The sequence below is a fragment of the Chromobacterium sp. FG89 genome (assembly GCF_057808735.1).
Genome location: NZ_JBMDIQ010000012.1, coordinates 46,293 through 69,898, shown reverse-complemented (window position 1 = coordinate 69,898; position 23,606 = coordinate 46,293). Strand labels below are relative to the sequence as shown.

At 66.1% G+C, this 23,606-nt stretch carries 26 protein-coding genes; 14 read left to right on the top strand and 12 right to left on the bottom strand.

Features of this window, described 5'->3' with window-relative positions; all coding sequences use genetic code 11:
* The first annotated feature begins 5 nt into the window (after positions 1-5).
* The 11 genes from urtC to ACODRW_RS13550 are packed head-to-tail and all read left to right on the top strand — an operon-like array spanning position 6 to position 8,317.
* Positions 6-1,106, top strand: a complete 1,101-nt coding sequence (gene urtC / locus ACODRW_RS13600; protein WP_488905965.1) for an urea ABC transporter permease subunit UrtC — start codon at positions 6-8, stop codon at positions 1,104-1,106.
* A gap of 37 nt (positions 1,107-1,143) precedes the next feature.
* On the top strand, positions 1,144-1,977 hold the full coding sequence (gene urtD, locus ACODRW_RS13595; RefSeq protein WP_488905964.1) for an urea ABC transporter ATP-binding protein UrtD: 834 nt from the start codon (positions 1,144-1,146) through the stop codon (positions 1,975-1,977).
* A 1-nt stretch (position 1,978) separates the two neighbouring features.
* A complete protein-coding gene (gene urtE, locus ACODRW_RS13590; RefSeq protein ID WP_488905963.1) occupies positions 1,979-2,677 on the top strand; it encodes an urea ABC transporter ATP-binding subunit UrtE in 699 nt (232 codons plus the stop codon).
* A 3-nt stretch (positions 2,678-2,680) separates the two neighbouring features.
* Positions 2,681-3,523 (top strand): urease accessory protein UreD, encoded by an 843-nt coding sequence (locus ACODRW_RS13585; RefSeq protein WP_488905962.1) that lies wholly within the window; start codon positions 2,681-2,683, stop codon positions 3,521-3,523.
* A 27-nt stretch (positions 3,524-3,550) separates the two neighbouring features.
* Positions 3,551-3,853: an urease subunit gamma gene (gene ureA / locus ACODRW_RS13580; RefSeq protein WP_107799313.1), complete on the top strand. Its 303-nt coding sequence runs from the start codon at positions 3,551-3,553 to the stop codon at positions 3,851-3,853.
* 10 nt (positions 3,854-3,863) lie between these two features.
* Positions 3,864-4,169, top strand: a complete 306-nt coding sequence (locus ACODRW_RS13575; RefSeq protein ID WP_488877133.1) for an urease subunit beta — start codon at positions 3,864-3,866, stop codon at positions 4,167-4,169.
* Positions 4,166-5,866 (top strand): urease subunit alpha, encoded by a 1,701-nt coding sequence (gene ureC, locus ACODRW_RS13570; protein ID WP_107799311.1) that lies wholly within the window; start codon positions 4,166-4,168, stop codon positions 5,864-5,866. Before ACODRW_RS13575 ends, ureC begins: the two co-directional genes overlap by 4 nt.
* A gap of 9 nt (positions 5,867-5,875) precedes the next feature.
* Positions 5,876-6,370 carry an urease accessory protein UreE gene (gene ureE / locus ACODRW_RS13565; protein ID WP_486637097.1) on the top strand — a complete coding sequence of 165 codons (495 nt, stop codon included), beginning with the start codon at positions 5,876-5,878 and terminating at the stop codon, positions 6,368-6,370.
* Positions 6,367-7,047 carry an urease accessory protein UreF gene (locus tag ACODRW_RS13560; protein ID WP_488905961.1) on the top strand — a complete coding sequence of 227 codons (681 nt, stop codon included), beginning with the start codon at positions 6,367-6,369 and terminating at the stop codon, positions 7,045-7,047. Before ureE ends, ACODRW_RS13560 begins: the two co-directional genes overlap by 4 nt.
* 30 nt (positions 7,048-7,077) lie before the next feature.
* Entirely contained in the window at positions 7,078-7,743 is a 666-nt protein-coding gene (gene ureG, locus ACODRW_RS13555) for an urease accessory protein UreG (protein WP_235088850.1), read from the top strand.
* Complete coding sequence (locus ACODRW_RS13550; RefSeq protein WP_488905960.1) at positions 7,727-8,317, top strand: HupE/UreJ family protein; 591 nt, start codon at positions 7,727-7,729, stop codon at positions 8,315-8,317. The genes ureG and ACODRW_RS13550 overlap by 17 nt, the downstream gene beginning before the upstream one ends.
* A 143-nt stretch (positions 8,318-8,460) precedes the next feature.
* On the opposite strand, the gene ACODRW_RS13545 is transcribed toward ACODRW_RS13550, so the two are convergent.
* The 4 genes from ACODRW_RS13545 to ACODRW_RS13530 all read right to left on the bottom strand — a co-directional run bounded on the left by ACODRW_RS13545 (position 8,461) and on the right by ACODRW_RS13530 (position 10,242).
* Positions 8,461-8,703, bottom strand: a complete 243-nt coding sequence (locus ACODRW_RS13545; protein WP_488877135.1) for a hypothetical protein — start codon at positions 8,701-8,703, stop codon at positions 8,461-8,463.
* A gap of 8 nt (positions 8,704-8,711) precedes the next feature.
* On the bottom strand, positions 8,712-8,984 hold the full coding sequence (locus ACODRW_RS13540) for a hypothetical protein (protein ID WP_107799305.1): 273 nt from the start codon (positions 8,982-8,984) through the stop codon (positions 8,712-8,714).
* Positions 8,985-9,104: 120 nt separating this feature from the next.
* On the bottom strand, positions 9,105-9,551 hold the full coding sequence (locus tag ACODRW_RS13535) for a hypothetical protein (RefSeq protein ID WP_488905959.1): 447 nt from the start codon (positions 9,549-9,551) through the stop codon (positions 9,105-9,107).
* Between the two features lie 166 nt (positions 9,552-9,717).
* Positions 9,718-10,242 carry a P-loop nucleotide/nucleoside kinase family protein gene (locus ACODRW_RS13530; RefSeq protein ID WP_107799303.1) on the bottom strand — a complete coding sequence of 175 codons (525 nt, stop codon included), beginning with the start codon at positions 10,240-10,242 and terminating at the stop codon, positions 9,718-9,720.
* A 227-nt stretch (positions 10,243-10,469) separates the two neighbouring features.
* Here ACODRW_RS13530 and ACODRW_RS13525 point away from each other — a divergent pair, with 227 nt between their 5' ends.
* Positions 10,470-11,159: an SOS response-associated peptidase gene (locus tag ACODRW_RS13525; protein ID WP_107799302.1), complete on the top strand. Its 690-nt coding sequence runs from the start codon at positions 10,470-10,472 to the stop codon at positions 11,157-11,159.
* A 194-nt stretch (positions 11,160-11,353) separates the two neighbouring features.
* Here the strand turns inward: ACODRW_RS13525 and fumC are convergent, their stop codons facing one another.
* Positions 11,354-12,733, bottom strand: a complete 1,380-nt coding sequence (gene fumC / locus ACODRW_RS13520; RefSeq protein ID WP_488905958.1) for a class II fumarate hydratase — start codon at positions 12,731-12,733, stop codon at positions 11,354-11,356.
* 323 nt (positions 12,734-13,056) lie between these two features.
* Between fumC and acnA the strand changes: the two genes are divergently transcribed.
* Positions 13,057-15,729: an aconitate hydratase AcnA gene (gene acnA, locus ACODRW_RS13515; RefSeq protein ID WP_235088844.1), complete on the top strand. Its 2,673-nt coding sequence runs from the start codon at positions 13,057-13,059 to the stop codon at positions 15,727-15,729.
* 77 nt (positions 15,730-15,806) lie between these two features.
* On the opposite strand, the gene ACODRW_RS13510 is transcribed toward acnA, so the two are convergent.
* Positions 15,807-16,895 carry a polyamine ABC transporter substrate-binding protein gene (locus ACODRW_RS13510; protein WP_107799299.1) on the bottom strand — a complete coding sequence of 363 codons (1,089 nt, stop codon included), beginning with the start codon at positions 16,893-16,895 and terminating at the stop codon, positions 15,807-15,809.
* 378 nt (positions 16,896-17,273) lie between these two features.
* On the opposite strand from ACODRW_RS13510, the gene ACODRW_RS13505 reads away from it, so the two are divergent.
* Positions 17,274-18,824 carry an APC family permease gene (locus ACODRW_RS13505; RefSeq protein WP_107799298.1) on the top strand — a complete coding sequence of 517 codons (1,551 nt, stop codon included), beginning with the start codon at positions 17,274-17,276 and terminating at the stop codon, positions 18,822-18,824.
* Between the two features lie 115 nt (positions 18,825-18,939).
* Here the strand turns inward: ACODRW_RS13505 and ACODRW_RS13500 are convergent, their stop codons facing one another.
* The 6 genes from ACODRW_RS13500 to ACODRW_RS13475 all read right to left on the bottom strand — a co-directional run bounded on the left by ACODRW_RS13500 (position 18,940) and on the right by ACODRW_RS13475 (position 23,552).
* Positions 18,940-20,571: a methyl-accepting chemotaxis protein gene (locus ACODRW_RS13500; protein WP_227108124.1), complete on the bottom strand. Its 1,632-nt coding sequence runs from the start codon at positions 20,569-20,571 to the stop codon at positions 18,940-18,942.
* Between the two features lie 255 nt (positions 20,572-20,826).
* Positions 20,827-21,609 carry a peptidylprolyl isomerase gene (locus ACODRW_RS13495; protein WP_107799296.1) on the bottom strand — a complete coding sequence of 261 codons (783 nt, stop codon included), beginning with the start codon at positions 21,607-21,609 and terminating at the stop codon, positions 20,827-20,829.
* A gap of 26 nt (positions 21,610-21,635) precedes the next feature.
* Complete coding sequence (locus ACODRW_RS13490) at positions 21,636-22,424, bottom strand: peptidylprolyl isomerase (protein ID WP_107799295.1); 789 nt, start codon at positions 22,422-22,424, stop codon at positions 21,636-21,638.
* Between the two features lie 29 nt (positions 22,425-22,453).
* Positions 22,454-22,720 carry a BolA family protein gene (locus tag ACODRW_RS13485; protein WP_081544784.1) on the bottom strand — a complete coding sequence of 89 codons (267 nt, stop codon included), beginning with the start codon at positions 22,718-22,720 and terminating at the stop codon, positions 22,454-22,456.
* A complete protein-coding gene (locus ACODRW_RS13480) occupies positions 22,717-23,019 on the bottom strand; it encodes a YciI family protein (protein ID WP_474456431.1) in 303 nt (100 codons plus the stop codon). The genes ACODRW_RS13485 and ACODRW_RS13480 overlap by 4 nt, the downstream gene beginning before the upstream one ends.
* Complete coding sequence (locus ACODRW_RS13475; RefSeq protein WP_107799293.1) at positions 23,019-23,552, bottom strand: septation protein A; 534 nt, start codon at positions 23,550-23,552, stop codon at positions 23,019-23,021. The genes ACODRW_RS13480 and ACODRW_RS13475 overlap by 1 nt, the downstream gene beginning before the upstream one ends.
* Positions 23,553-23,606: the final 54 nt, after the last annotated feature.

Below are 23,606 nucleotides of genomic sequence, written 5' to 3'. Positions count from 1 at the left end.
CCGCCATGCATCTTCCTTACTCTTTGCGGCTCTTGTCCGGCCTGGGCCGACGGCGCTGGGGCGCGGCGGCGCTGGTGCTGGTCTGGCTCGGTCTGCTGGCCTTGCCCTTGCTGCATGTGTTCGCGCCGGCGGACAGCGGCTGGCGGGTGTCGGCCTATGTTCTGACGCTGGCGGGCAAGATTCTGTGCTACGCGGTGCTGGCGCTGGCTTTGGACCTGGTCTGGGGCTATGCCGGCTTGCTCAGCCTGGGCCACGGCCTGTTCTTCGCGCTGGGCGGCTACGGCATGGGCATGTATCTGATGCGTCAGATCGGCGGCGACGGCGTCTACCAGAGCGCGCTGCCGGATTTCATGGTGTCGCTGGACTGGCGGACGCTGCCGTGGTTCTGGCAGGGCAGCGAACACCTGGCCTGGGCCCTGTGCCTGGCGGTGGGCGCGCCTGGATTGTTGGCGCTGGGCTTTGGCTGGCTGGCTTTCCGTTCCCGCATCCGCGGCGTGTATTTTTCCATCATCACCCAGGCGCTGACCTATGCGGCGATGCTGCTGTTCTTCCGCAACGAAACCGGCTTTGGCGGCAATAACGGCTTTACCGGCTTCAAGCGCATCCTGGGCTTCGGCATCGCTGAGCCGGCCACCCGCGCCTGGCTGTTCGTCCTCAGCGCGCTCTTGCTGTCGCTGGCTTTGCTGGGGGCGTTCCGGCTGACGCGCGGCAAGTTCGGCCGCGTGCTCACCGCGGTGCGCGACGCCGAATCGCGGCTGATGTTCTGCGGCTACCGGCCGCAAGACTACAAGCTGGCGGTATGGGTGTTGTCCGCCATGCTCTGCGGCCTGGCCGGGGCCTTGTACGTGCCGCAGGCCGGCATCATCAATCCGGGCGAGATGTCGCCGGGCAATTCGATCGAGGCCGCCATTTGGGTGGCGGTGGGCGGCCGCGGCACCTTGATCGGACCGGTGCTGGGCGCCGTCTTGGTCAATGCCGCCAAGAGCTGGTTTACCGTGGCCTTTCCGGAGTACTGGCTGTTCTTCCTAGGCGGGCTGTTCATCGCCGGCACCCTGTTGCTGCCGCGCGGCTTGATGGGCTGGCTGGCGCGAGGCCGCGGCGCTTGAGGCGGCCGCGCGTTTATTGATTTCCCGGATATGCGACATGAATACAACAAGCGAAAATCCCGTTCCGCGCGGACAGTGGGAGGGCGAGGCGGTGGGCTTGTCCCGGCCATTGACGCCGGGGCTGGACATTCGGCATGGACAGATATTATATCTTGACGATGTCATAGTTGATTTCGACGGTTACCGCGCGCTGAACCGTTTGACGCTGTCGATCGCAGTCGGCGAATTGCGCGTGGTGATCGGCCCCAACGGCGCCGGCAAGACCACGATGATGGATGTGATCACCGGCAAGACCCGGCCGGACGCCGGCAGCGTGTTCTTCGGCCAGACCCTGGACCTGCGCAGATACGACGAGGCCGAGATCGCCCAACTGGGCATAGGGCGCAAATTCCAGAAGCCCACGGTGTTCGAGGCGATGACGGTGGCGGACAACCTGGAGCTGGCGCTGGCCGGAGACCGCTCGGTGCGCGCCAGCCTGCGCGCGCGGCTGGGCGCGGCTCAGCGCCGCCGCGTCGACGAATTGCTGGAACGGGTGCGGCTGCAGGAGCAGCGCGGCAGGCTGGCCGGCCTGCTGTCGCACGGCCCAAAGCAATGGCTGGAGATTGGCATGCTGCTTGCTCAGCAACCCCAGCTGCTCTTGCTGGACGAGCCGGTGGCCGGCATGAGCGACGCCGAAACCGAACAGACCGCGGAGCTGCTGCTGAGCCTGAAGGGCGAGCACTCCCTGATGGTGGTGGAACACGATATGGATTTCGTCGCCAGCCTGGGCGGCCGGGTGACGGTGCTGGCCGAAGGCGCGGTGCTGGCGGAGGGGACGCTGCGGCAGGTGCAGGCGGACGAGCGGGTGATCGAAGTGTATCTGGGGCGCTGACATGCTGGAAATCGACGGACTGGAACAGTATTACGGCGGCAGCCGCATCCTGCGCGGGATCAGCCTGCGCGCCGAGACGGGGCGGATCACCTGCCTGCTGGGGCGCAACGGCGCGGGCAAGAGCACGCTGCTCAAATGCCTGAGCGGGCAATTGCCGATACGCGGCGGGCGCATGCGCTGGCGCGGCGAGGACATCGCCGCGCTGGCGCCGCATCAGCGCGCGGCGCGCGGCATCGCCTATGTGCCGCAGGGGCGCGAAATCTTTCCGCGGCTGACGGTGGAGGAAAACCTGCGCCTGGGTCTGGCGCGTTTCTCCGGCGCGGCCGGCCGCCGCTTGCCGGACAGCGTGTTCGAGATGTTCCCGGTGCTGTACGAGATGCGCGGCCGCCGCGGCGGTGACCTGTCCGGCGGCCAGCAGCAGCAATTGGCGATTGGCCGCGCCTTGGCCGGACGGCCGTCGCTGCTGATGCTGGACGAGCCGACCGAAGGCATCCAGCCCTCCGTCATCAAGCAGATCGGCGCGGCGATCCGCCAATTGGCGGCCGGGGGCGAGATGGCCATCCTGCTGGTGGAGCAGTATTACGACTTCGCCGAGGCGCTGGCGGACCGCTACCTGGTGATGGCGCGCGGTGAAGTGGTGCAAAGCGGCCTGGGCGGGGACATGCGGGCGGACGGCGTGCGCGGGCTGCTGGCGATCTGAGCGATGCGACGCGATGCCGCCGCCGTCGGCCTGCCGCCGCCCTGGGCCGCCGAACTGGAGCTGAGCTACCGGCGCCGCGACGGACGCACCATTCCGGTGCGGCGGCGGCATTGCGGCCCCTTGCGGGTGCAGCGCCACTTCACCGACGACGCCGGCCAGTGCCAGCACATCATCGTGCATCCGCCGGGGGGCATGGCCGGCGGCGACAGCCTGAGCCTGACGGTGACGTTGGAGGAGGGCGCGGACGCGCTGCTGACCAGCCCCGGCGCCGCCAAGTGGTACGACGGCTTCGGCCGCCCGGCCAGCCAGCGGCTGGAGCTGTCTTTGGCCGCCGGCGCGCGGTTGGAATGGCTGCCGCTGGAAACCATTCTGTTCGCCGGCGCCGAGGTGAGCTTGCAAGGCCGCGTCCAGCTGCTGGGCGACGCCGCGCTGCTGTACGGCGACGTGCTCTGTCTGGGGCGGCCGGCCTGCGGCGAGCGCTTCGACCGCGGGCTTTGGCGTCAAAGCCTGGACATAGAACGCGACGGTCGCTTGATCTGGTGCGAGCGCGCCGCCTTGGCCGGCGGCGACCGCATGCTGGACGCGGCGGTCGGAATGGGTGGCCAGACCGCGGTCGGCCTGCTGTTGTGGGCCGGGCCGGCGCTGCCGGAGGCCTTGCATCAGGCGGTATTGGCGCTGCCGCTGGCGGGCCGCGCCGCCGCCAGCCAACTGCCGGACGTCTGGCTGGCGCGCTTCATCGGCGACAGCGCCGAAGCCGCCCATTATTGGCTGCGGCGGGCGCGGCGCTTGCTTTACCCGTTCACCCACGGCCGCGCGGCGCAGGAGCCGCGCATCTGGGCGACTTGACCCTTCAATGAGAAATGGGACTTCACGATGGAATTGACGCCCAGAGAAAAAGACAAGCTCTTGATCTTCACCGCCGGCCTGCTGGCGGAACGCCGCCGCGCGCGCGGCCTGAAGCTGAATTATCCGGAGGCGGTGGCCTATATCAGCGCCGCCGTCATGGAGGGCGCGCGCGACGGGCGCAGCGTGGCGGAGCTGATGCATTACGGCGCCACCTTGCTGGGCCGCGAGGACGTGATGGACGGTGTGGCCGAGATGATCGCCGACATCCAGGTGGAAGCCACTTTTCCGGACGGCACCAAGCTGGTCACCGTCCACCAGCCCATTGTATGAGGAGGCCGCGATGATTCCCGGACAGATCCAGGCCGCCGAGGGTGAGATCGAGCTCAACGCCGGCCGCCGCACCCTGACGCTGACGGTGGCCAATACCGGCGACAGGCCGATCCAGGTGGGCTCGCATTATCACTTCGCCGAAACCAACGACGCCTTGCAGTTTGACCGCGAGGCCGCCCGCGGTTGCCGGCTGAACATCGCCGCGGGCACCGCGGTGCGCTTCGAGCCCGGGCAGGTCCGCAGCGTGGAGCTGGTGGAGCTGGCCGGCCGGCGCCGGGTGTACGGCTTTCAGGGCAAGGTGATGGGGGCCTTATGAAAATCAGCAGACAGGCGTACGCCGAGATGTTCGGCCCCACCGTCGGCGACCGGGTGCGCTTGGCCGACACCGAATTGTGGGTGGAAGTGGAGCGCGATTACACCGTGTACGGCGAGGAGGTGAAGTTCGGCGGCGGCAAGGTGATACGCGACGGCATGGGCCAGGGCCAGGGCCTGGCGGCGGAGGTGGCCGACACGGTGTTGACCAATGCGCTGATCCTGGACCACTGGGGCATCGTCAAGGCCGACATCGGCCTCAAGGACGGCCGCATCGCCGCCATCGGCAAGGCCGGCAATCCGGACATCCAGCCCGGCGTCGACATCGCCATCGGCGCCGCCACCGAAATCATCGCCGCCGAAGGCATGATCGTCACCGCCGGCGGCATCGACAGCCACATCCACTTCATCTGCCCGCAGCAGATCGAAGACGCCCTGATGTCCGGCGTCACCACCATGATAGGCGGCGGCACCGGGCCGGCCACCGGCAGCAAGGCCACCACCTGCACGCCGGGGCCGTGGCATCTGGCGCGGATGCTGGAAGCGGCGGAAGCCTTTCCGATGAATCTGGGCTTCACCGGCAAGGGCAACGCCAGCCTGCCGGAGCCGCTGCGCGAGCAAGTGCGCGCCGGGGCCATCGGCCTCAAGCTGCACGAAGACTGGGGCAGCACGCCGGCGGCGATAGACAACTGCCTGACGGTGGCGGACGAGATGGACGTGCAAGTGGCCATCCACACCGACACCCTGAACGAATCCGGCTTCGTCGAGGCCACGCTGGCCGCGTTCAAGGGCCGCGCCATCCACACCTATCACACCGAGGGCGCCGGCGGCGGCCACGCGCCGGACATCATCAAGGCCTGCGGCCACGCCAATGTGCTGCCCAGCTCCACCAATCCCACCCGGCCGTTCACGGTCAACACCATAGACGAGCACCTGGACATGTTGATGGTCTGCCATCACCTGGACCCGGGCATCGCCGAGGACGTGGCCTTCGCCGAAAGCCGCATCCGGCGCGAAACCATCGCCGCCGAGGACATCCTGCACGATCTGGGCGCCTTCGCGATGATGTCCTCGGACAGCCAGGCGATGGGGCGGGTGGGGGAAACCATACTGCGCTGCTGGCAGACGGCGGACAAGATGCGGCGCCAGCGCGGCCCCTTGCCGGGCGACGGTCCCGGCCACAGCAATTTCCGGGTCAAGCGCTACCTGGCCAAGTACACCATCAACCCGGCCCTGACCCACGGCATCGCCCACGAGGTGGGCAGCGTCGAAGCCGGCAAGCTGGCCGATCTGGTGCTGTGGCGGCCGGCCTTCTTCGCGGTCAAGCCCAGCCTGATCCTCAAGGGAGGCGTCATCGCCGCCGCCGCGATGGGCGATCCTAACGCCAGCATCCCGACGCCGCAGCCGGTGCACTACCGGCCGATGTTCGGCAGCTGCGGCGCGGCGGTGGCGCGCGGCAGCGTCACCTTTGTGTCGCAGGCGGCGCTGCAGGCCGGCGTCGGCGCGGAACTGGGCCTGCGCAAGCGGCTGGTGGCGGTGCGGGGCTGCCGTCAGCTGAGCAAGGCCGATCTGATCCACAACGATTACCTGCCGCATATCGAGGTGGACCCGCAAAACTACCAGGTGCGCGCCGACGGCGAATTGCTGTGGTGCGAACCGGCCGAGCGCCTGCCGCTGGCGCAGCGCTATTTCTTGTTTTGAGAGGATGCCATGTTGTTGCTGACACGCCGCGCCGACGATGCGAGCGCCTGGGACGATGAGTTGCTGATGAGTTACGAACTGCGCGGCAAGCGCCGGCTGCGCACCCGCAGCGCCGCCGGCGAAGACTGCGGCCTGTTTCTGGAACCGGGGCCGCCGCTGGCCGACGGCGAGGTGTTGCAGGCCGAGGATGGCCGCCGGGTGCGGGTGGCGGCCGCGGCGGAGGCCTTGCTGCATGTCTGTTGCGCCGACGCCGTCGCGCTGACCCGCGCCGCCTACCACCTGGGCAACCGCCATGTGCATCTGCAAGTGGGCGAGGGCTGGCTGCGGCTGCTGGACGACGAGGTGCTGGCGCGGATGCTGGAGCAGATGGGCGCGCAGGTGCGAAAAATCGACGCGCCGTTCCAGCCGGAGTCCGGCGCTTACGGCGGCGGCCACCATCACTCCCACGGCAAGGAGGCGGCCTTCCAGTATCCGCCGCGGCTGCATCAGTACGGCGCGGCATGAGCGCGCTGGCGCGGCTGCAACTGATGCGGCTGGTCAGCCCCGGCCTGCCTATCGGCGCGTATAGCTATTCGCAAGGGCTGGAGAGCGCGCTGGAGCTGGGCCTGGTGCATGACGCCGCCAGCGCCGCCGCCTGGCTGGGCGATGCGCTGCAAGGACCGCTGTCCCGTTTCGAAGCCGCGCTGCTGGCCCAGGCCTGGCGCGCGCTGGCCGCCGACGAGCAGCCGGCGCTGACGCGGATCAATCAGCAATTGCTGGCCAGCCGCGACAGCCGCGAACTGAGGCAGGAAACCGTGCAGATGGGGTATTCGCTGCGCCGCCTGCTGCAAGCGTTGCCGGAATGTGCCGGTTTGCCGTGGCCGGCCGGGCTGGAACAAGCGGAGCTGGCGCTGCCGGCGGTTTGGGCGCAGGCGGCGCGCGCCTTGGGCGTGGACGAGGCCGGCGCGGTGGACGCGTATCTATGGGGCTGGCTGGAGAATCAGGTCACGGTTCTGCTCAAGGCGATGCCGATGGGGCAGACGGCCGGCCAGCAATTATTGTCGGCCTTGTTGCCGGCGGCGGCGGCCGCCGGCGCCGAGGCGCGGCGGCTGCCAGCGGACCAACTGAGCAATTTCGCCCCCGGCCTCGCCTGGGCGGCGATGAAGCATGAAACCCAGTACAGCAGGCTGTTCCGGTCTTGAGCCGGCGGCCGCTATCTCAAGGAGAAAGCAATGAACACGACAGGACTCGCCCAGGGGCGCGGGCCGTTGCGGGTGGGCATAGGCGGGCCGGTGGGCTCGGGCAAGACCCATCTGACCTGGGCGCTGTGCGCGGCGCTGCGCGACAAATACAATGTCGCCGCCGTCACCAACGACATCTACACCCAGGAAGACGCGCAATTTCTGGTCCAGCACCAGGCGCTGGCGGCGGATCGCATCATCGGCGTCGAGACCGGAGGCTGCCCGCACACCGCCATCCGCGAAGACGCGTCCATCAATCTGGAGGCGGTGGCGCGGCTGAACGCGCGCCATCCCGGCCTGGACCTGATCTTCATTGAAAGCGGCGGCGACAATCTGGCCGCCACCTTCAGCCCGGAGCTGTCCGATCTGACGCTGTACGTGATCGACGTGTCCGCCGGCGACAAGATTCCGCGCAAGGGCGGGCCGGGCATCTGCAAGTCGGACCTGCTGGTGATCAACAAGATCGATCTGGCACCGCTGGTGGGGGCCTCGCTGGAGGTGATGGCGCGCGACGCCGGCCGCATGCGCGGCGAACGGCCCTTCGTGTTCTCCAATCTCAAGCTTGGCCAGGGGCTGAACGACATCATCGCCTTCATCGAAACCCAGGGCATGCTGCAACTTGAGGTCTCGGGAGCTGAAAATGACCTTTCTGCGTAAATTCACGCCGGCCGCGCTGGCGCTATTGCTGGCCAGCGGACTGGCTCAGGCTCACCCCGGCCACGCCGTCGCCGGCTTTTCCAGCGGCCTCGCGCATCCGCTTGGCGGGTTGGACCATTTGCTGGCCATGCTGGCGGTGGGTTTGTGGTCGTGGCGGCTGGGCGGCGCGGCTCGCTGGCAAGGGCCCTTGACCTTCATGGCCATGTTGGCCGCGGGCGGCGTGTTGGGCTGGCTGGGCGTGAGCGTGGCGGCGCTGGAAAGCGGCATCGCCGCCAGCGTGATCGCGCTGGGCCTGCTGCTGGCCTTCGCCTTGCAGCCGCGGCGCGGCCTGGCCTTGGCGGCGATCGCCGGCTTCGCCTTGCTGCATGGCGTCGCCCACGGCCAGGAAATGCCGCACGACGCCTCCGGCCTGGCTTACGCCGCCGGTTTCGTGCTGGCCTCCGGCCTGCTGCACGCGGCCGGCTTGCTGCTGGGACGGGCGGAAACGCGCCTTGCCTTGGGCGAGCGGCTGGGGCGCGTCGCCGGCGGCGGCATCGCCGCGTGCGGAGTGTTGATGCTGGGCGGCTGGGTCTAAGCGGCTTCTAAGCCGCTTCTAAGAACGTGTTTACGATCTCGCGAGCAAGAGCGAGACAAGGCGAAAACCGCTGATAAATGAGCAATTCGAAGTGCTACTCGCCGCGCCCAGTTTCACGAAGCGCAGCAGATCGTAAACAGGCTCTAAGCGCGCGTCGCGGCGTCGCGGCCGGCCTGGGCCGCCCGCTCCCGGATCAGATCCAGCTCATTGTGGGCGTCCTGCGCCATCTCCGCCGCCAGCCGGCAGAGTTGGGCGATGTGCTCGCGCGTTTGAGAGTCAGCCGTTTCGTTCAGGCGTTCGATCGCGCGCATCAGCGAGGCCAGCGATTGCAGCGTGTCCATGGCGCTGGCGGCGACGGCGCGTTCCGCTTGAGTCGATAAGGGCATGGCGGCGTTCAAACGCTGAGCGCTTGCGGGCACACCTGGAGGCGCAGATTGGTGTGGCGCAGGCTGTAGCCGGTTTCCGCGCAGTAAAGCGCGCCGGTGTGGCGGTCCGCCCACAATCTCCGACGCTGGATGCTGACCGCGCAGACCCGGCGCGGCAGCACGCCCTTGGGGGTGTGCAGCGCGGCCTTGACCACGGGCAGGGGTTTGAGCAGGCGCAGGCTCTCCACGGCGATGCAGCTGCCGTAGTCGGTAAGCCGGGGGCGAAGCGGCGGGAAGGTCATGCCAATCTCCATTCCTCACAAGGCGATCAGCATAGCCTATCAATAAAGATATTAAGCAACAATAACCACTAGGTTATCTACGGCGGAGTGTTGCGTATCGGCCCATGGCCGCGCGCCGGCTCATTCCGCCGCGCCGCCCGCCCAAGCGTCCGCCGGCTGCGGCAGAGGGGGCTCCTGAGTCAGCGCTTCCACCATGCCGCGCAGGCTGATCAGCGCTTTGCGGCTGAGAGTCTGCCCGCGCACGCCGCGATGCAGATCGTCGATCAACAACTGCAGCAAGGCGCGTTCCGACAGCGAGGCCTCGAACTCCGCCACCCGCGCGTGCAGCGGGGGAAGGGCGTCGATGTCGCCTTCCTGATCCAGCCAGTAGCGGGGCAGGTTCAGCCGGTTTTCGATGTGGCGGGCCAGGTGTTCTCCCATGCCGCGGCCGCTGGGAGCGTCCGAGAACAGGCGGTAGATTTGCGGAGGGCGGCGATCGATCAGCTCCGCGAGTCGGGAAACGGTTCCGTCAAAATCGCGTTCGATCAACAGGCCCAGCTTGTGGCGGCGGATTTCGGTGGTGTTCATGTTTGCTATTCAAGCCTAAATATATCCGGCTGGTAAGCTGTCATATGGTTATTGATTTATATATCCGACAGGCCATGCCTGGGGCGGAGGAGCGATCGCCGCCGCTTGCGCGGCCATGAAAAAACGCCGGCAAGCCGGCGTTTTTCGCAGGGACGGCAGGCGCGTTTCAAGCCTCGGCGCTGAGATGGGCCACGACGTTGAAGCCTTCCTGCGGGCTGGGCGGCACAAAGTAGCGGGTGATGTGGTCGAACTCCGCCTCGCTGACGCTGAACGGGTGGGAGCCCTTGGCGTTGCGCTGGCGCAAGCGCGCCTTGCAGGCCTCGTCGCTGACGTCCAGATGGTGCAGCTGGTGGGCGGCGCCGCTGGACTCGATCAGCTCGCGCATCCAGCGACGGCTGTCCAGGGTGTTGGCCGGCATGTCCAGCACCACGGACAGGCCCTGCCGCAGCAGAGCGGAGACATGGGGCGCCAGCGCGTCTTTCAGCGACTGCGAGCGGCGCACATAGTCGGTCAGCGTGCGGATCTCGCCGGGATAGAGCTTGGCCAGCCAGTCGTCTTCGCTGATCAGCACGGTGCGGGGCTGATCGGACAGGCGGCGGGTCAGCGTGGACTTGCCCGCCGCTATTTTGCCGCAAACCAAGTGCAGTGTCGCCTCAGTGGCCGTATCTTTGAATTGTTCATTGCTTGGCATGACAGTCTCCTTGGGAGAGGGGCATATATGAAAAAACCCGCCGGTTGGGGCGGGTTGCCGGGCTTCGTCTGGCCGCGCGCCAACCCGCCTCAAAAAAAGGCGTCAATCCAATCTTGGCTGGAGAAGGGGGCGAAACGGCGCATAGTGGCCTTATGGTGGCCGCTTGGGCCGGCCTTGTCAAACCGCTGAGGCGGGCCGGCCGGCGCGATATCCGGTAGACTGGACCGATGTGCGTCAATTATCTATGTCCCCATCCGGATCAACTGCCGTTGTTCGGCGTGGAGGCCGGCGAGCTGCTTTGGCAAGAAGAGGCCTGGCAGGATTACGCCGCGCCCTTCATCGTGGCCGGCCGCCGGGGCCTGGAGCCGCGGCTGGGCAATTATGGCCTGGTGCCCAAGCGTCATCAGCCGGACGGCATGCGGCTGTCCACCACCAACGCGCGTTCGGAAACCGTGGCCGAACTGAAAAACTTCCGCTACCCGTGGCGGGCCGGCCAGCGTTGCCTGGTGCCGATGCGGGCCTTTTTCGAACCCTCGTATGAAAGCGGCCGCGCGGTGCGCTGGCGCATCGGCCTGGCCGACGACGCGCCGTTCGCGGTGGCCGGGCTGTGGCGGGCCTGGTCGGAACCGGACGGTTCGATCAGCCACGCTTTCACCCAATTGACGGTCAACGCCGAGGCGCACGCGCTGATGCGCCGCACCCACAAGCCGGAGGATGAGAAGCGTTCGCTGGTGATTGTGCGGCCGGAGGATTACCAGGCCTGGCTGACGGCGCGGAGGCCGGAGGACGCGCAGCGCTTGCTGCGGCTGTATCCGGCGGAGGAGATGCGTGCCGAGGACGCGCCGCTGGCGCCGCGCCAGGGCGCGCCCAAGCCGGCGCCTCAGCCGCTGCCGCGAACCTTGGGTTTGTTCGACTGAACGCCGTATGAGCAAAGCCGCGAATGCTGGCGGGTATCGCTTATGGCTCCTCCCTCCCTACGCGCGGCGGTTTGCCATGGGTAGGGTGGGTGGAGCGTAGCGATCCCGCGCGGAGGTCTGTCGCAGAAGCCTGGGGCAGCCAGGATGCGCGGTTTTCTGTGCGCCAAGCCAGGTTCAGCGCACTGAAAAAGAGCTTAGATCATCGCCTTCGGATCCACCCACTGATCAAACTGCTCCGCCGTCACATAACCCAGCTCCAGCGCCGCCTGCTTGAGGGTGCCGCCGTTGGCGTGGGCCAGCTTGGCGATGGCGGCGGCCTTGTCGTAGCCGATGTGCGGGTTGAGCGCGGTGACCAGCATCAGCGATTGCTCCAGCAATTGCTCGATGCGCGGGCGGTTGGCCTGCATGCCGCGCACGCAATGATGGTTGAGGCTGTCCATGCCGTCTGACAGCAGGCGCGCGCTTTGCAGGAAGTTGTGGACGATCAGCGGCTTGAACACGTTCAATTCGAAATTGCCGGAGGCGGCGCCGATGGACAGCGCCACGTCGTTGCCCAGCACCTGGCAGCACAACATGGTCATCGCCTCGCACTGAGTGGGGTTGACCTTGCCCGGCATGATGGAGCTGCCCGGCTCGTTTTCCGGGATCAGCAATTCGCCCAGGCCGCTGCGCGGGCCGGAGGCCAGCCAACGGATGTCGTTGGCGATCTTGATCAGCGCCGTGGCCAGTTGCTTGAGCGCGCCGTGGGAGTGCACCAGCGCGTCGTGGCCGGCCAGCGCGGCGAACTTGTTGCCGGCGCTGGCGAAGGGCAGGCCGCAGGCGCGATTGAGCTCCGCGGCCACGCGCGGGCCGAACTCCGGATGGGTGTTGAGGCCGGTGCCGACGGCGGTGCCGCCCACGGCCAATTGGTAGAGCCCGGGCAGCGCGGCGCGGACGGCGTGTTCGGCTTGCTCCAGCTGGTCCACCCAGCCGGACAGCTCCTGGCCCAGGGTCAGCGGAGTGGCGTCCTGCAAATGGGTGCGGCCTATCTTGACGATGTCGGCGAAGGCGGCCGCCTTGTCCGTCAGCGCGGCGCGCAGCCGGCCCAGCGCCGGCAGCAGCCTGTCGTGCACCGCGCGCGCGGCGGCCACGTGCATGGCGGTGGGGTAGATATCGTTGGAGGACTGGCCGCGGTTGACGTCGTCGTTGGGGTGGACGAGCCGGCCCGGGCCGCGCTCGCCGCCCAGCAGTTCGGACGCGCGGTTGGCCAGCACCTCGTTCATATTCATATTGCTCTGAGTGCCGGAGCCGGTTTGCCATACCGACAGCGGGAAGGCGTCCGGATGTTTGCCGGCCAGGACTTCGTCGGCGGCGGCGACGACGGCGTCGGCCTTGTCCGCCGGCAGTTTGCCCAGTTCGCGGTTGGCCAGCGCGGCGGCGCGTTTGACCTGGGCCAGCGCCAGGATCAGTTCCGGCGGCATGGTTTCGCTGGAGATGGCGAAGTGGCCGAGCGAGCGCTGGGTCTGCGCGCCCCACAGCGCGTTGGCGGGGACTTCGATGTCGCCGAAGGAATCGTGTTCTATTCTGTGTGTCATGGCATGCCTTTCGCACGGGAATGAGGTTTCGATTGTATGCTAAATGCAAGTTAAGGGCTGAACCATTGACCCTTTTCCCGGTCTGAACATGAGGCGGAGCGCCTCGGACAGACCGCTTGTCGAGGCGCTCCCATGGTTTTCGCCCTTGAGTGCGTGTTTACGATCCCGAGAGACCAGGCGAAAACCGCTGAGAAAGCAAATGCGCAGGTGCCGCATGAGCGTTTCGAAGCGGGTTTCAAGGCCTTTGTCTAACATCCCGCCGCGGCGCGGCGGGTCGTAAACAGGTTCTTGGCTTGCATCTTGGCTTTCAACAGGAGTCCTTCATGTCGCTTCGTTCCGAATCCACTTTGCGTTCCTTTACCCTGGCCTCGGGCCAGTCCTGTCAATTCCATTCGCTGCCGGCGCTGGCGGAGCTGGGCGTCGGCGATGTCGGCCGGCTGCCGGTGTCGCTGCGCATCGTGCTGGAGTCTTTGCTGCGCCATCTGGACGGCCAGCGAGTAGCCGAGGAGCATGTGCGGCAGTTGGCCGGCTGGCGGCCGCAGGCGCCGCGCAGCGAGGAGATCCCCTTTGTGGTGGCGCGCATCGTGCTGCAGGATTTCACCGGCGTGCCGCTGCTGTGCGATCTGGCGGCGATGCGTTCGGTGGCCGAGCGCTTCGGCAAGCCGCCCAAGCGCATCGAACCGCTGGTGCCGGTGGACCTGGTGGTGGACCACTCGGTGCAGATCGACCACTTCCGCGAGAACAACGCCTTGGACCTTAACATGAAACTGGAATTCCGCCGCAACGCGGAACGCTACCGTTTCATCAAATGGGGGATGCAGGCCTTCGACACCTTCAAGGTGGTGCCGCCGGGCATCGGCATTGTCCACCAGGTGAACCTGGAGTATCTGGCGCGCGGAGTGTTGAGCAAGGGCGGGGTCTATTACCCGGACAGCCTGGTGGGCACGGACTCGCACACCACCATGATCAACGGCCTGGGCGTGGTGGGCTGGGGCGTGGGCGGCATCGAGGCGGAGGCCGGCATGTTGGGCCAGCCGGTGTATTTCCTGACGCCGGACGTGGTGGGCGTGCATTTGAAGGGCCGGCTGCGCGAGGGCGTGACCGCCACCGATCTGGTGCTGACCGTGACCGAAATGCTGCGCAAGGCGCAGGTGGTGGGCAAGTTCGTGGAGTTCTACGGCGCCGGCGCGGCCTCGCTGACTCTGCAGGATCGCGCCACGCTGGCGAACATGGCGCCGGAGTACGGCGCCACCATGGGCTTCTTCCCGCCGGACGAGCAGACCGCCGCCTATCTGACCGCCACCGGCCGCAGCGAGGCGGAAGTGGACGCGTTCCGCCGCTATTTCCAGGCGCAGCAAATGTTCGGCATGCCGCAGGAGGGCGAAATCGATTACAGCAGCGTGCTGGAGCTGGATCTGGCCACGGTCGCGCCCAGCGTGGCCGGCCCGCGCCGGCCGCAGGACCGCATCGCCCTGCCGGACTTGAAGACGCGTTTCAACGAGCTCTTGCACCAGCCGGCCAAAACCGGCGGTTACGGCAAGGAGGGCGCCGGCGGCTTCAGCGGCAAGCTGCGTCACGGTTCGGTGCTGATCGCGGCGATCACCTCCTGCACCAACACCTCCAACCCCGGGGTGATGCTGGCCGCCGGCCTGCTGGCGCAGAAGGCGGTGGCCAGCGGCCTGAGCGTGGCCGGTCACATCAAGACCTCGCTGGCCCCCGGCTCGCGGGTGGTGACCGACTACCTGGGCAAGGCGCATTTGCTGGCGCCGCTGGAGCAGCTGGGTTTCCGCGTGGCCGCCTACGGCTGCACCACCTGCATCGGCAACGCCGGCCCGCTGGAGCCGCAGCTGGAGAGCGAGGTCAGCGGGCAGGACCTGATCTGCGCGTCGGTGCTGTCCGGCAACCGCAACTTCGAGGCGCGCATTCATCCGGCGATCAAGGCCAACTTCCTGATGAGTCCGCCGCTGGTGGTGGCCTTCGCCATCGCCGGCCGGGTGGACATCGATCTGGAGCATGAGCCCTTGGGCGTCGGCGTGGACGGCAAGCCGGTGTATCTGCGCGATGTCTGGCCCAGCCAGCAGGAGGTGGGCGCCGCCTTGCTGCAAGCGACGGACGCGACCACGTATCGCCGCTTGTACCAGGATTTCGCCAGCGGCAACCCGCTGTGGAACGATATCGCCGCCAGCGCGGGCGAGGTCTACGGCTGGGAGGCGTCCAGCTATATCGCCGAACCGCCGTTCTTCCAGGATTTCGCGATGCAGCCCGCGCCGCAGCCGCCGATCCGCGGCGCGCGCGCCTTGGCGATCTTCGGGGATTCGGTGACCACCGACCACATCAGCCCGGCCGGTTCGATCAAGCCGAGCTCGCCGGCGGGCCTGTATCTGCAGGGGCAGGGCATCTCGCCCGGCGATTTCAACAGCTACGGCTCGCGGCGCGGCCATCACGAGGTGATGATGCGCGGCACTTTCGCCAATGTGCGCATCCGCAACCTGATGCTGGCGCCGGACGCCGACGGCAAGCCGGTGGAGGGCGGCCTGACCCTGCTGCAGCCGGACGGCGAGCAAATGGCCATCTACGACGCGGCGATGAGCTATGTGCGCGCCGGTACGCCCACGCTGATCTTCGCCGGCGAGGAGTACGGCACCGGCTCCAGCCGGGACTGGGCGGCCAAGGGCACGCGCCTGCTGGGCGTGCGCGCGGTGGTGGCCAAGAGCTTCGAGCGCATTCACCGTTCCAATCTGGTGGGCATGGGGGTGTTGCCGCTGCAGTTCCTGGACGGGGACAGCGCCGCCGGCCTCAAGGGCGACGAAACCTTCGAGCTGCGCGGGCTGGAGGACGGCATCGCGCCGCAGCAGCGGGTGCATTTGCTGATCCGCGACGCCGCCGGCGGCGAACGCGAACTGCCCTTGCTGCTGCGCATCGACACGCCGGTGGAGGTGGATTACTACCGGCACGGCGGCATCCTGCCCTATGTGTTGCGCCAGTTGCTGGCTTGAGCGCCGACATCTGACCGCGTTTTAAAGCACAACAGCCGCTTTGAGCGGCTGTTGCGCTTTGGCGGAGCCGCGCGGCTTCAGCTGCGGCCCAGCTTGAAGTTTTGCCAGAAACGGCCGTAGATGCGCAGGGTTTCCTGACCCACGCTCTTTTGAATGAAGCTGTTTTTCAGGTCTTCGGAATTGGGGAAGATGGAGCGGTCGTTCAGGTACTGTTTGTTGACGAACTGCCGCGCCGGCAGGCTGCCCGGGGCGAAGGTCACGGTATTGGCGTTGTCCGCGGCGATCTTGGGTTCCAGGCTGTAGTTGATGAAGGACAGCGCGTTGGCCACGTTCTTGGCGTCCTTGGGGATGGCCATGCTGTCCACCCAGATGGCCACGCCCTGTTTGGGCATCAGCGGAACCACCTTGACGCCGTTCTTGGCGTCCGCGGCGCGGCGTTTGGCGATGTTGAGGTCGCCGCCGTAGCCCATGGCCAGGCAGACTTCGCCGCTGGCCATGTCGTTGATGTAGCCGGAGGAGGAGATGCGGGTGACGCTGGCGCGCATGGCGTTGAGCTGCGGCATGATGGCGCGGTAGTCGGCTTCCTTGGTGCTGCCCGGGTCCTTGCCGAAGTAGTGCAGCGCCATCGGGAAGAATTCGGACGGGGAGTCCAGAATGCTGACGCCGCAGGATTTGAGCTTGGACACGTACTCAGGCTTGAACAGCAGATCCCATTCATTGGCCGGCAGCTTGCCGCCCAGCGCTTTTTTGACCTTTTCCTCATTGATGCCCAGGGTGATCACGCCCCAGAAATATGGCACCGCGTATTTATTGCCCGGATCGGACACTTCCATCATTTTCAGCAGCGCCGGGTCTATGTTCTTGTAGTTGGGAATCTTGCTCTTGTCCAGCGGCTGAAACAGCCCGGCCTTGATGCCCAGGCCCAGCACATTATTGGACGGCACCACCAGATCGAAGCCGGAGCGGCCGGTCATCAGCTTGGCGTTCAGGGTTTCCATGCTGTCGTAGACGCTGTAATTGACCTTGACGCCGGTTTGCTTGCTGAAGGCCGGCACGGTGGTGGGAGCGATGTAGTCGGACCAGTTGTAGACGTTGACGGTATTGGCTTGGGCGTGGGCGGCGCCGGCGAGGCCGAGCGCGAGCAGACAGTGCTTCCAGGTATTCATGTTCTCTTCCTTCTCTCTCTTTGCATGGTTCTTTCCTGCGCCGTATCGCCAACGCGCGGCAGATCGTAAGCAGGTTCTTATGCGGCGGCCGGTAGGCCCGGCTCTGGCGCAAGGCGCCGGCGCGGGGCCGGATCTTGCCGAGCCAGCATATCGCCCCGCGCTGGTGGCGTCTATTATTTTTGCCATTTGATGTTTTTGTGTTAATTATCTGCATACTCCATGCAACCACGCCTGACGCGCGCGGTCCTGCCATAAGCGGGACCGGCCGGCGGACACGGCGGGACGCGCGCATTCGCGACGGCGCTTGAGCGCCGACGCGGGCACATAACAAGGCGAGGGCCGACGTTGCGACGCGGCCCAGGACAAAGGAGATGCACCATGCGTAATGTTGACAACGCGCTGCCGGCCCCGGACGGGGGAGGCTTGAGCGCCAAGGGTTTGCCCGCCGGCTCCATCGGCATTCTCGGGCTGGTGGTGATCGGCATTTCCGTATGCGCGCCGGCGTACACGCTGACCGCCTCGCTGGGGCCAGCGGCCTCTCAGGTGGGCAAGCAGATGCCGGCGGTGTTTTTCGTCAGCTTCATTCCCATGTTGTTGGTGGCGATAGGCTACCGCGAGCTGAACCGCGAGATGCCGGACGCCGGGACGTCCTTCACCTGGGCCACGCGCGCCTTCGGGCCGTGGATAGGCTGGATCGCCGGCTGGGGGCTGGTGGTGTCCACGGTGCTGGTGCTGTCCAACACCGCCGCGGTGGCGATGGATTTCATGTATCTGGCCTTGGGCCAGGCGCTGGGGCGGCCGGACATCGCGGCCCTGCCTGACAACACGGCGGTGAACATCGTCTCCTGCCTTGGTTTCATGGCGGTGGCCACCTGGATTTCCTGTCGCGGCCTGCAATCCACCAAACGGGTGCAGTATGTGTTGGTGTCGTTCCAGGTGCTGGTGCTGGCCTGGTTCGCATGGGCGGCGTTCAGCGCCGCCGCCGACGGCGGCCATCCGTATTCCATTCCGGTGGAGTGGAGCTGGTTCAATCCCTTCGCCGTGGAAAGCTTTTCCCAATTCGCCGCCGGGGTGGCGGTGTCCATCTTCGCCTATTGGGGCTGGGACACGGTGGTGACCATCAGCGAGGAGACCACCGGCGACAAGCGCGCCAATCTGTCCGGCAAGGCCGCCACGCTGGTGATGGTGCTGCTGGTGGGCTCTTATGTGTTGATCAGCGCGGCGGTGGTGTCCTTCGCCGGCGTGGGCACGGACGCCACCGGCCTCGCCAACCCGGCCATCGCCGCCAATGTGTTCACCGCGCTGGCCGGGCCGGTGATGGGGCCGGCGGCCATTCTGCTGTCGCTGGCGGTGATGTCCAGTTCCGCGGCCTCCCTGCAGTCCACCTTTATGTCGCCGGCGCGCACCATGCTGGCGATGGGCCATTACCAGGCCTTGCCGGCCAGATACGCGGTGGTGGAGTCTCGCTTCAAGGCGCCGGCTTACGCCACCGTGGTGTCCGCGCTGGTGGCTTCGGCGTTTTACGCGGTGATGCGGGTCTTGAGCGAAAACGTGCTGTCCGACACCATTACCGCGCTGGGCATGATGGTGTGTTTCTATTACGGCCTGACGGCCTTTGCCTGCGTCTGGTATTTCCGCAAGCAGGCGCTGACTTCGGCGCGCCATTTCCTGTTGCGCGGCCTGTGCCCGGGGCTGGGCGGCGTCCTGCTGTTCGTCGCCCTGATCCGCACCACGCTGGACAGCATGGATCCGGCTTTCGGCAGCGGCTCGCATATCGGCGGCCTGGGTCTGGTGTTCATCCTGGGCGTGACGGTGGCCTTGGTCGGCCTGCTGCTCATGCTGTACATGTACCGCAAGCATCCGGCCTTCTTCCGTGGCGAGGTGCTGAAGAAGGGCACGCCGGTGTTCAGCTTCGACGAAAAAATCTGAGCATCTGTTTGCGATCAGCTGCGCGTCGGCGGGGTGGCGTTGAAACCCGCTGAGCGCGCGCAAATGAAAAAGCCGCCCGGGAGGGCGGCTTTGATGTTTGACTCGCGCCGGCGGCTCAGATGCGGAAGAAACGCACCGCCTGATGCAGGTTCTGGGCGATGTCGGACATCGAGCGCGAGCTGTCCGCCACATTGCTGACGATGGCGGTGTTTTCCTCGGCCATCTGCGCCACTTTCTCCATGTTCTGGGCAATCTCGGTGCTGGCCAGCTTCTGCTCCTGCACCGCGCTGACGATGGTGCCGGTGCTGTCGGTGGATTTGGCTACCGCCTGTTCGCCTTCTTGCAAGGCGGCTTCAACGGTGGAGACAAAGGATTGGCTGCTGCTCAGGGAGGCGAGGCTGCTGGTGATGGCGTCTTCCAGTTCCACCGACTGGGTGCCCAACACATGGGTGACCTGATCGATTTCCTTGGCGGATTCCGCCGAGCGTTCCGCTAGCACGCGCACTTCGTCGGCCACCACGGCGAAGCCGCGGCCCAGTTCGCCGGCGCGCGCGGCTTCGATGGCGGCGTTCAGCGCCAGCAGATTGGTCTGATCGGCGATGTCGCGCACCTGGCTGGTCATGCTGGTGATCTTGCGGGTGTTGGCGACGAAGTTCTTCACCGCTTCGGCGATGCCGTTGACCGCTTTCTCGACATTGTCGACTTCCTTGATCAGCAGGCTGAGCTGGGCGGTGCCGTTCTTGGCGGTGACCAGGCTGGTCTGCGCGTGTTCGCGCACTTCCTGGGCGGCTTCGGCCACGTGGCTGATGCTGACGGTGAGCTCTTCCACCGCGGCGGCGGAGCTGGCGGCGGCCTGGCTTTGCTGATGGGAGGCGGTTAGCACCTGGTCGGCGGATTCGGACAGCTGGCCGGCCACGCTATTGGCTTCTTCCGCGCCCTGCTGGACGTTGCCGATGGCTTTCACCAGTTGTTCGCGCATATCGGCCAGCGCGGCGATAACCTGGGCCGGCTCGTCCTTGCCGTCCGGCTGCAGCTCGATGCGCAGATTGCCGGCGGCCACTTCGCGCGCGGCTTCCACCGCGCTGTTCAGCGGGCGGGTGATGGAACGGGTCAGCAGCCAGCCTATCAGCACGGCCGCGCCCAGGCAGATGGCGGTGATGGTCAGCGAGGTGGCGCGCACGGCGGTGGCGCTGGTTTCAGCGTCCTTGCGGCTGTCCTGGGCACGGTCGGCCAGCGCCTTGCTGAGGGCTTCCACCTTTTGTTCCAGCTGGTGGATCAGCGGGCGGTGCTCCCCGACCATGAAGGCTTCCGCCTCCTTGTTCTGGTTGGCCATCGCCAGCGCCATCAGCTTTTTAGTGGGGGCGTCCAGCGCCTCCTGGGCCTGGCCCACGTCTTTGAGCAGGGCGGCGGTGGCCGGTATCGGCGGGAACTTGGTGAAGTGGTCTTCCAGCGCCTTTTCGGCGTTGTTGAAGGCCTTGATGGTCTGGTCGGTCTGCGCCTTGATCTCGGCCATCTTGGCCGGATCGGTTTCAATGATCAGATCGCGCGCGCCGATGCGCTGCTGCTGCAGGTGGTGATCCAGCTGAGCGACTATCAGCAAGGATTCCAGCCGGTTGTCGGTGATGTCCTCCATGCTGTCGCTGATGGAGGAGAGCCCGTTGAGCATGACCACACTCATGATCAGCACCAGGGCGATCAGCGCGCCGAAGGCGAGGGCGAGTCTTTGTCCAATGCGCAGGTTTTTCATCAGTTTGTCCCGTGGTGACTTTATTGTGGTGCTTCCAATTTAATATATTTATGAAGTGATCAAAAAGTGAATAATTACTTATAGGACAGCGGATAAATTTTTGGAGACGTTTTTGCGTCTTCGCGCAAAAACCATGGGCATGAGGCGGCGCGCCGGCGAGGCGGGCCGGGGCGCGGCGCGGCGGCAGCGCTTATGCGACGGGTATGAAAAAAGCGGACCGGGGTCCGCTTGCTCGGGCTTGCCGCGTTTTGCGGCTTACTTCTGGATTTGCGCCTTGGCTTTCAGCTCGGCGATCAGCTTTTCCACGCGGCCGCCCATGATGCGCTGGGTCAGTTGCGGGCGGATGTCGTCCAGCGCCGGCACATTGCGTTGCACGCGGGCGTCGTCCAGCTTGATCACGTGCCAGCCGAACTCGGTCTTCACCGGCTTGGCGGTCACTTCGCCCTTGGACAGCTTGGTCATGGCTTCGGAGAACGGCGCCACGAAGGTGCCGGCTTCCTGCCAGTCCAGATCGCCGCCCTTGTCCTTGCTGCCCGGATCCTGGGACTTCTCCTTGGCCAGCTTGTCGAAAGACTTGCCTTTCTTCAGCGCGTCGATCACCGCCTTGGCTTCGGCCTCGGTCTTCACCAGGATGTGGCGAGCGTGGTATTGCTTGGTTTCCGGCACGCTGGCCACCAGCTTGTCGTATTCGGCTTTCAGATCGGCGTCGCTGACCGGATTGGACTTTTCATAATCCTTGATCAGGCGGTTGGCCAGCGCCATCGCTTGCATATTGGCCAGTTCGGCGGCGAATTCCGGCGACTTGTCCAGACCCTTCTTCACGGCTTCCTGGCGCAGCACTTCGGCGGTGACCAGTTGATCCTTGACCATGTCGCGCGCTTGCGGGTTGGCCGGCTGGCCCTGGGCTTCCATCATCTTGACCACGGCGTCGATGCGGGCGTCGGTGATGGCCTGGCCGTTGACGACCGGGCCGGCAACCACGATGGCGCTGCCGGCGAAGGCGGCGACGAGGGCGCTGGTCAGCAAGATTTTACGCATATTCTTAGATGTCCTGATGGGTTGGTTTATTGGATCTTGGCCTTGGCGCGCAGGTCTTCCACTGCCTTGGCGATGGCTTCTTCTTGCAGTTGGCGGCCGATTTGCGGCTTGGCCTCATCCAGCGACGGAAGCTTGGCGTCACGAATGTCTTCCACCTTGAACACATGCCAGCCCAACGGGGACTGGTAGGGCTTGCCGCTGGTCTGGCCTTTGCGGATGTCTTTCAGCGCGGCGGCCAGCGGCGGGTCCATGCGGTTGAGGTTGCCCCAGCCCATTTCGCCGTTGCTTTGCTTGGCGTTGGGGTCGATGGAGCGGGTCTTCACCAGTTCGTCGAACTTGGCGCCTTTTTTCAGATCGGCGATCGCCTTCTGCGCGTCGGCCTCGCTCTTCAGCGTGATCTGGCGCGCGTGGACTTCCTTGCTGCCGGTCTGTTGGGCGGCGAGCTTGTCGTAGACGCCCTTGATCTGAGCGTCGGTCACCGGCGCCTGTTTGGCGATGTCGGCGAACAGCGCTTCGCGCAGCATTTCATTGCGGATGTCGTCCAGGCGCTGGGTGAACAGCGGCTGCTTGTCCAGCTGGCGCTTGCGCGCTTCCTGCAGAATCACTTCGCGAGTGATCAGCGAGGTTTTCAATTGCTCGCGCAGCTCAGGGTTGTCCTGGGCCTTGCCGCCGCTGCTTTGCACGATGTTGGCGACGGCCGCGTCCAGTTCCTTCTTGTCGATGGCGGCGCCGTTGACCACGGCGATGGATTCCGCGGCGGCGGGCAGGGCGACGGAGGCGGCCAGCGCGAGGGCGGCGATGCGGGAAAGCTTCATGGGGTATCTATCCTTCTTATGGAATCAAGTCAGATTTCTTCTGGCGTGAACGCTCTGATGGCCAGAGCGTGCACCTTGGTTTGCATCAAGTCGCCCAGCGTTTCGTAGATCAGCCGGTGGCGATGCACGCGGCTCAATCCCTGAAAGCGGGCGCTGACGATGGTTAGCGTGTAATGTCCGCCGCCGTCGCGCGCGCCGGCGTGTCCGGCGTGCAAGGCGCTGTCGTCCTGGATGTCCAGGTGTTCCGGCGTCAAGGCCTGCAAGGCGGCGCTGAGCAGTTCAACCGTGGCGCTCATTGCGGAAACACCTTGAGGAAGGGTTTGACGCTGACGTCGGCGTAGACGCCGGCCGCCACGTAGGGATCGGCGTCGGCCCAGACCTGGGCGGCGTCCAGCGATTCGAATTCCGCGACGATCAGGCTGCCGCTGAAACCGGCCGGGCCGGGGCTGGCGCTGTCGATGGAGGGACAGGGGCCGGCCAGCACCAGGCGGCCGGCGTCCTGCAGCGCCTGCAAGCGCGCCAGGTGGGCCGGGCGGGCCTCCAGCCGGCGCGGCAGCGAATCTTCATGATCTTGGCCGATGATGGCGTAAAGCATTATTTCTTTTCCTCAATGTATTTGGCGAGGAACAGGCTTTGGGCGATGACGAAGGCCAGCATCAGGCCCAGGCCGCCAAACAGTTTGAAATTGACCCAGACGTCTTCGCTGAAGCGATAGGCGACAAAGAGGTTGAGCGCGCCCATGAAGGCGAAGAAACCCACCCAGGCCCAGGTCAGCTTGCGCCAGACCGGGGCCGGCAATTGCAGCTGCTGGCCCATCATCAGCTTCAGGCCGTTCTTGCCCAGGAAGTCGCTGATCAGCAGGCCGGCGCCCATCACCCAGTACAGCACGGTGGGCTTCCACATGATGAAGTGCTTGTCGTGCAGCAGCAGGGTGGCGCCGCCCAGCACCACGATCAGGCCCAGGCTGACCCACTGCATGGTGTCCACCTTGCGGTGGCGCAGCCAGGTCCAGCCCACCAGCAAGGTGGTGGCGGCGATGGCGACGCCGGTGGCGATGAACATGTCGCGGCTCAGCCAGTAAGTGGCGAAGAACAGGACGACGGGAAACAGGTCGGTGAAGAATTTCATGCGCACGATTATGGGGGCGGCCCGGCGGATATTCAAGCCGGGCAAGGGTTGAAG

Coding starts and splice junctions, on each gene's coding strand:
- urtC (WP_488905965.1), top strand. CDS start 6: ATGCATCTTCCTTACTCTTTGCGGCTCTTGTCCGGCCTGGGCCGACGG.
- urtD (WP_488905964.1), top strand. CDS start 1,144: ATGAATACAACAAGCGAAAATCCCGTTCCGCGCGGACAGTGGGAGGGC.
- urtE (WP_488905963.1), top strand. CDS start 1,979: ATGCTGGAAATCGACGGACTGGAACAGTATTACGGCGGCAGCCGCATC.
- ACODRW_RS13585 (WP_488905962.1), top strand. CDS start 2,681: ATGCGACGCGATGCCGCCGCCGTCGGCCTGCCGCCGCCCTGGGCCGCC.
- ureA (WP_107799313.1), top strand. CDS start 3,551: ATGGAATTGACGCCCAGAGAAAAAGACAAGCTCTTGATCTTCACCGCC.
- ACODRW_RS13575 (WP_488877133.1), top strand. CDS start 3,864: ATGATTCCCGGACAGATCCAGGCCGCCGAGGGTGAGATCGAGCTCAAC.
- ureC (WP_107799311.1), top strand. CDS start 4,166: ATGAAAATCAGCAGACAGGCGTACGCCGAGATGTTCGGCCCCACCGTC.
- ureE (WP_486637097.1), top strand. CDS start 5,876: ATGTTGTTGCTGACACGCCGCGCCGACGATGCGAGCGCCTGGGACGAT.
- ACODRW_RS13560 (WP_488905961.1), top strand. CDS start 6,367: ATGAGCGCGCTGGCGCGGCTGCAACTGATGCGGCTGGTCAGCCCCGGC.
- ureG (WP_235088850.1), top strand. CDS start 7,078: ATGAACACGACAGGACTCGCCCAGGGGCGCGGGCCGTTGCGGGTGGGC.
- ACODRW_RS13550 (WP_488905960.1), top strand. CDS start 7,727: ATGACCTTTCTGCGTAAATTCACGCCGGCCGCGCTGGCGCTATTGCTG.
- ACODRW_RS13545 (WP_488877135.1), bottom strand. CDS start 8,703: ATGCCCTTATCGACTCAAGCGGAACGCGCCGTCGCCGCCAGCGCCATG.
- ACODRW_RS13540 (WP_107799305.1), bottom strand. CDS start 8,984: ATGACCTTCCCGCCGCTTCGCCCCCGGCTTACCGACTACGGCAGCTGC.
- ACODRW_RS13535 (WP_488905959.1), bottom strand. CDS start 9,551: ATGAACACCACCGAAATCCGCCGCCACAAGCTGGGCCTGTTGATCGAA.
- ACODRW_RS13530 (WP_107799303.1), bottom strand. CDS start 10,242: ATGCCAAGCAATGAACAATTCAAAGATACGGCCACTGAGGCGACACTG.
- ACODRW_RS13525 (WP_107799302.1), top strand. CDS start 10,470: ATGTGCGTCAATTATCTATGTCCCCATCCGGATCAACTGCCGTTGTTC.
- fumC (WP_488905958.1), bottom strand. CDS start 12,733: ATGACACACAGAATAGAACACGATTCCTTCGGCGACATCGAAGTCCCC.
- acnA (WP_235088844.1), top strand. CDS start 13,057: ATGTCGCTTCGTTCCGAATCCACTTTGCGTTCCTTTACCCTGGCCTCG.
- ACODRW_RS13510 (WP_107799299.1), bottom strand. CDS start 16,895: ATGAATACCTGGAAGCACTGTCTGCTCGCGCTCGGCCTCGCCGGCGCC.
- ACODRW_RS13505 (WP_107799298.1), top strand. CDS start 17,274: ATGCGTAATGTTGACAACGCGCTGCCGGCCCCGGACGGGGGAGGCTTG.
- ACODRW_RS13500 (WP_227108124.1), bottom strand. CDS start 20,571: ATGAAAAACCTGCGCATTGGACAAAGACTCGCCCTCGCCTTCGGCGCG.
- ACODRW_RS13495 (WP_107799296.1), bottom strand. CDS start 21,609: ATGCGTAAAATCTTGCTGACCAGCGCCCTCGTCGCCGCCTTCGCCGGC.
- ACODRW_RS13490 (WP_107799295.1), bottom strand. CDS start 22,424: ATGAAGCTTTCCCGCATCGCCGCCCTCGCGCTGGCCGCCTCCGTCGCC.
- ACODRW_RS13485 (WP_081544784.1), bottom strand. CDS start 22,720: ATGAGCGCCACGGTTGAACTGCTCAGCGCCGCCTTGCAGGCCTTGACG.
- ACODRW_RS13480 (WP_474456431.1), bottom strand. CDS start 23,019: ATGCTTTACGCCATCATCGGCCAAGATCATGAAGATTCGCTGCCGCGC.
- ACODRW_RS13475 (WP_107799293.1), bottom strand. CDS start 23,552: ATGAAATTCTTCACCGACCTGTTTCCCGTCGTCCTGTTCTTCGCCACT.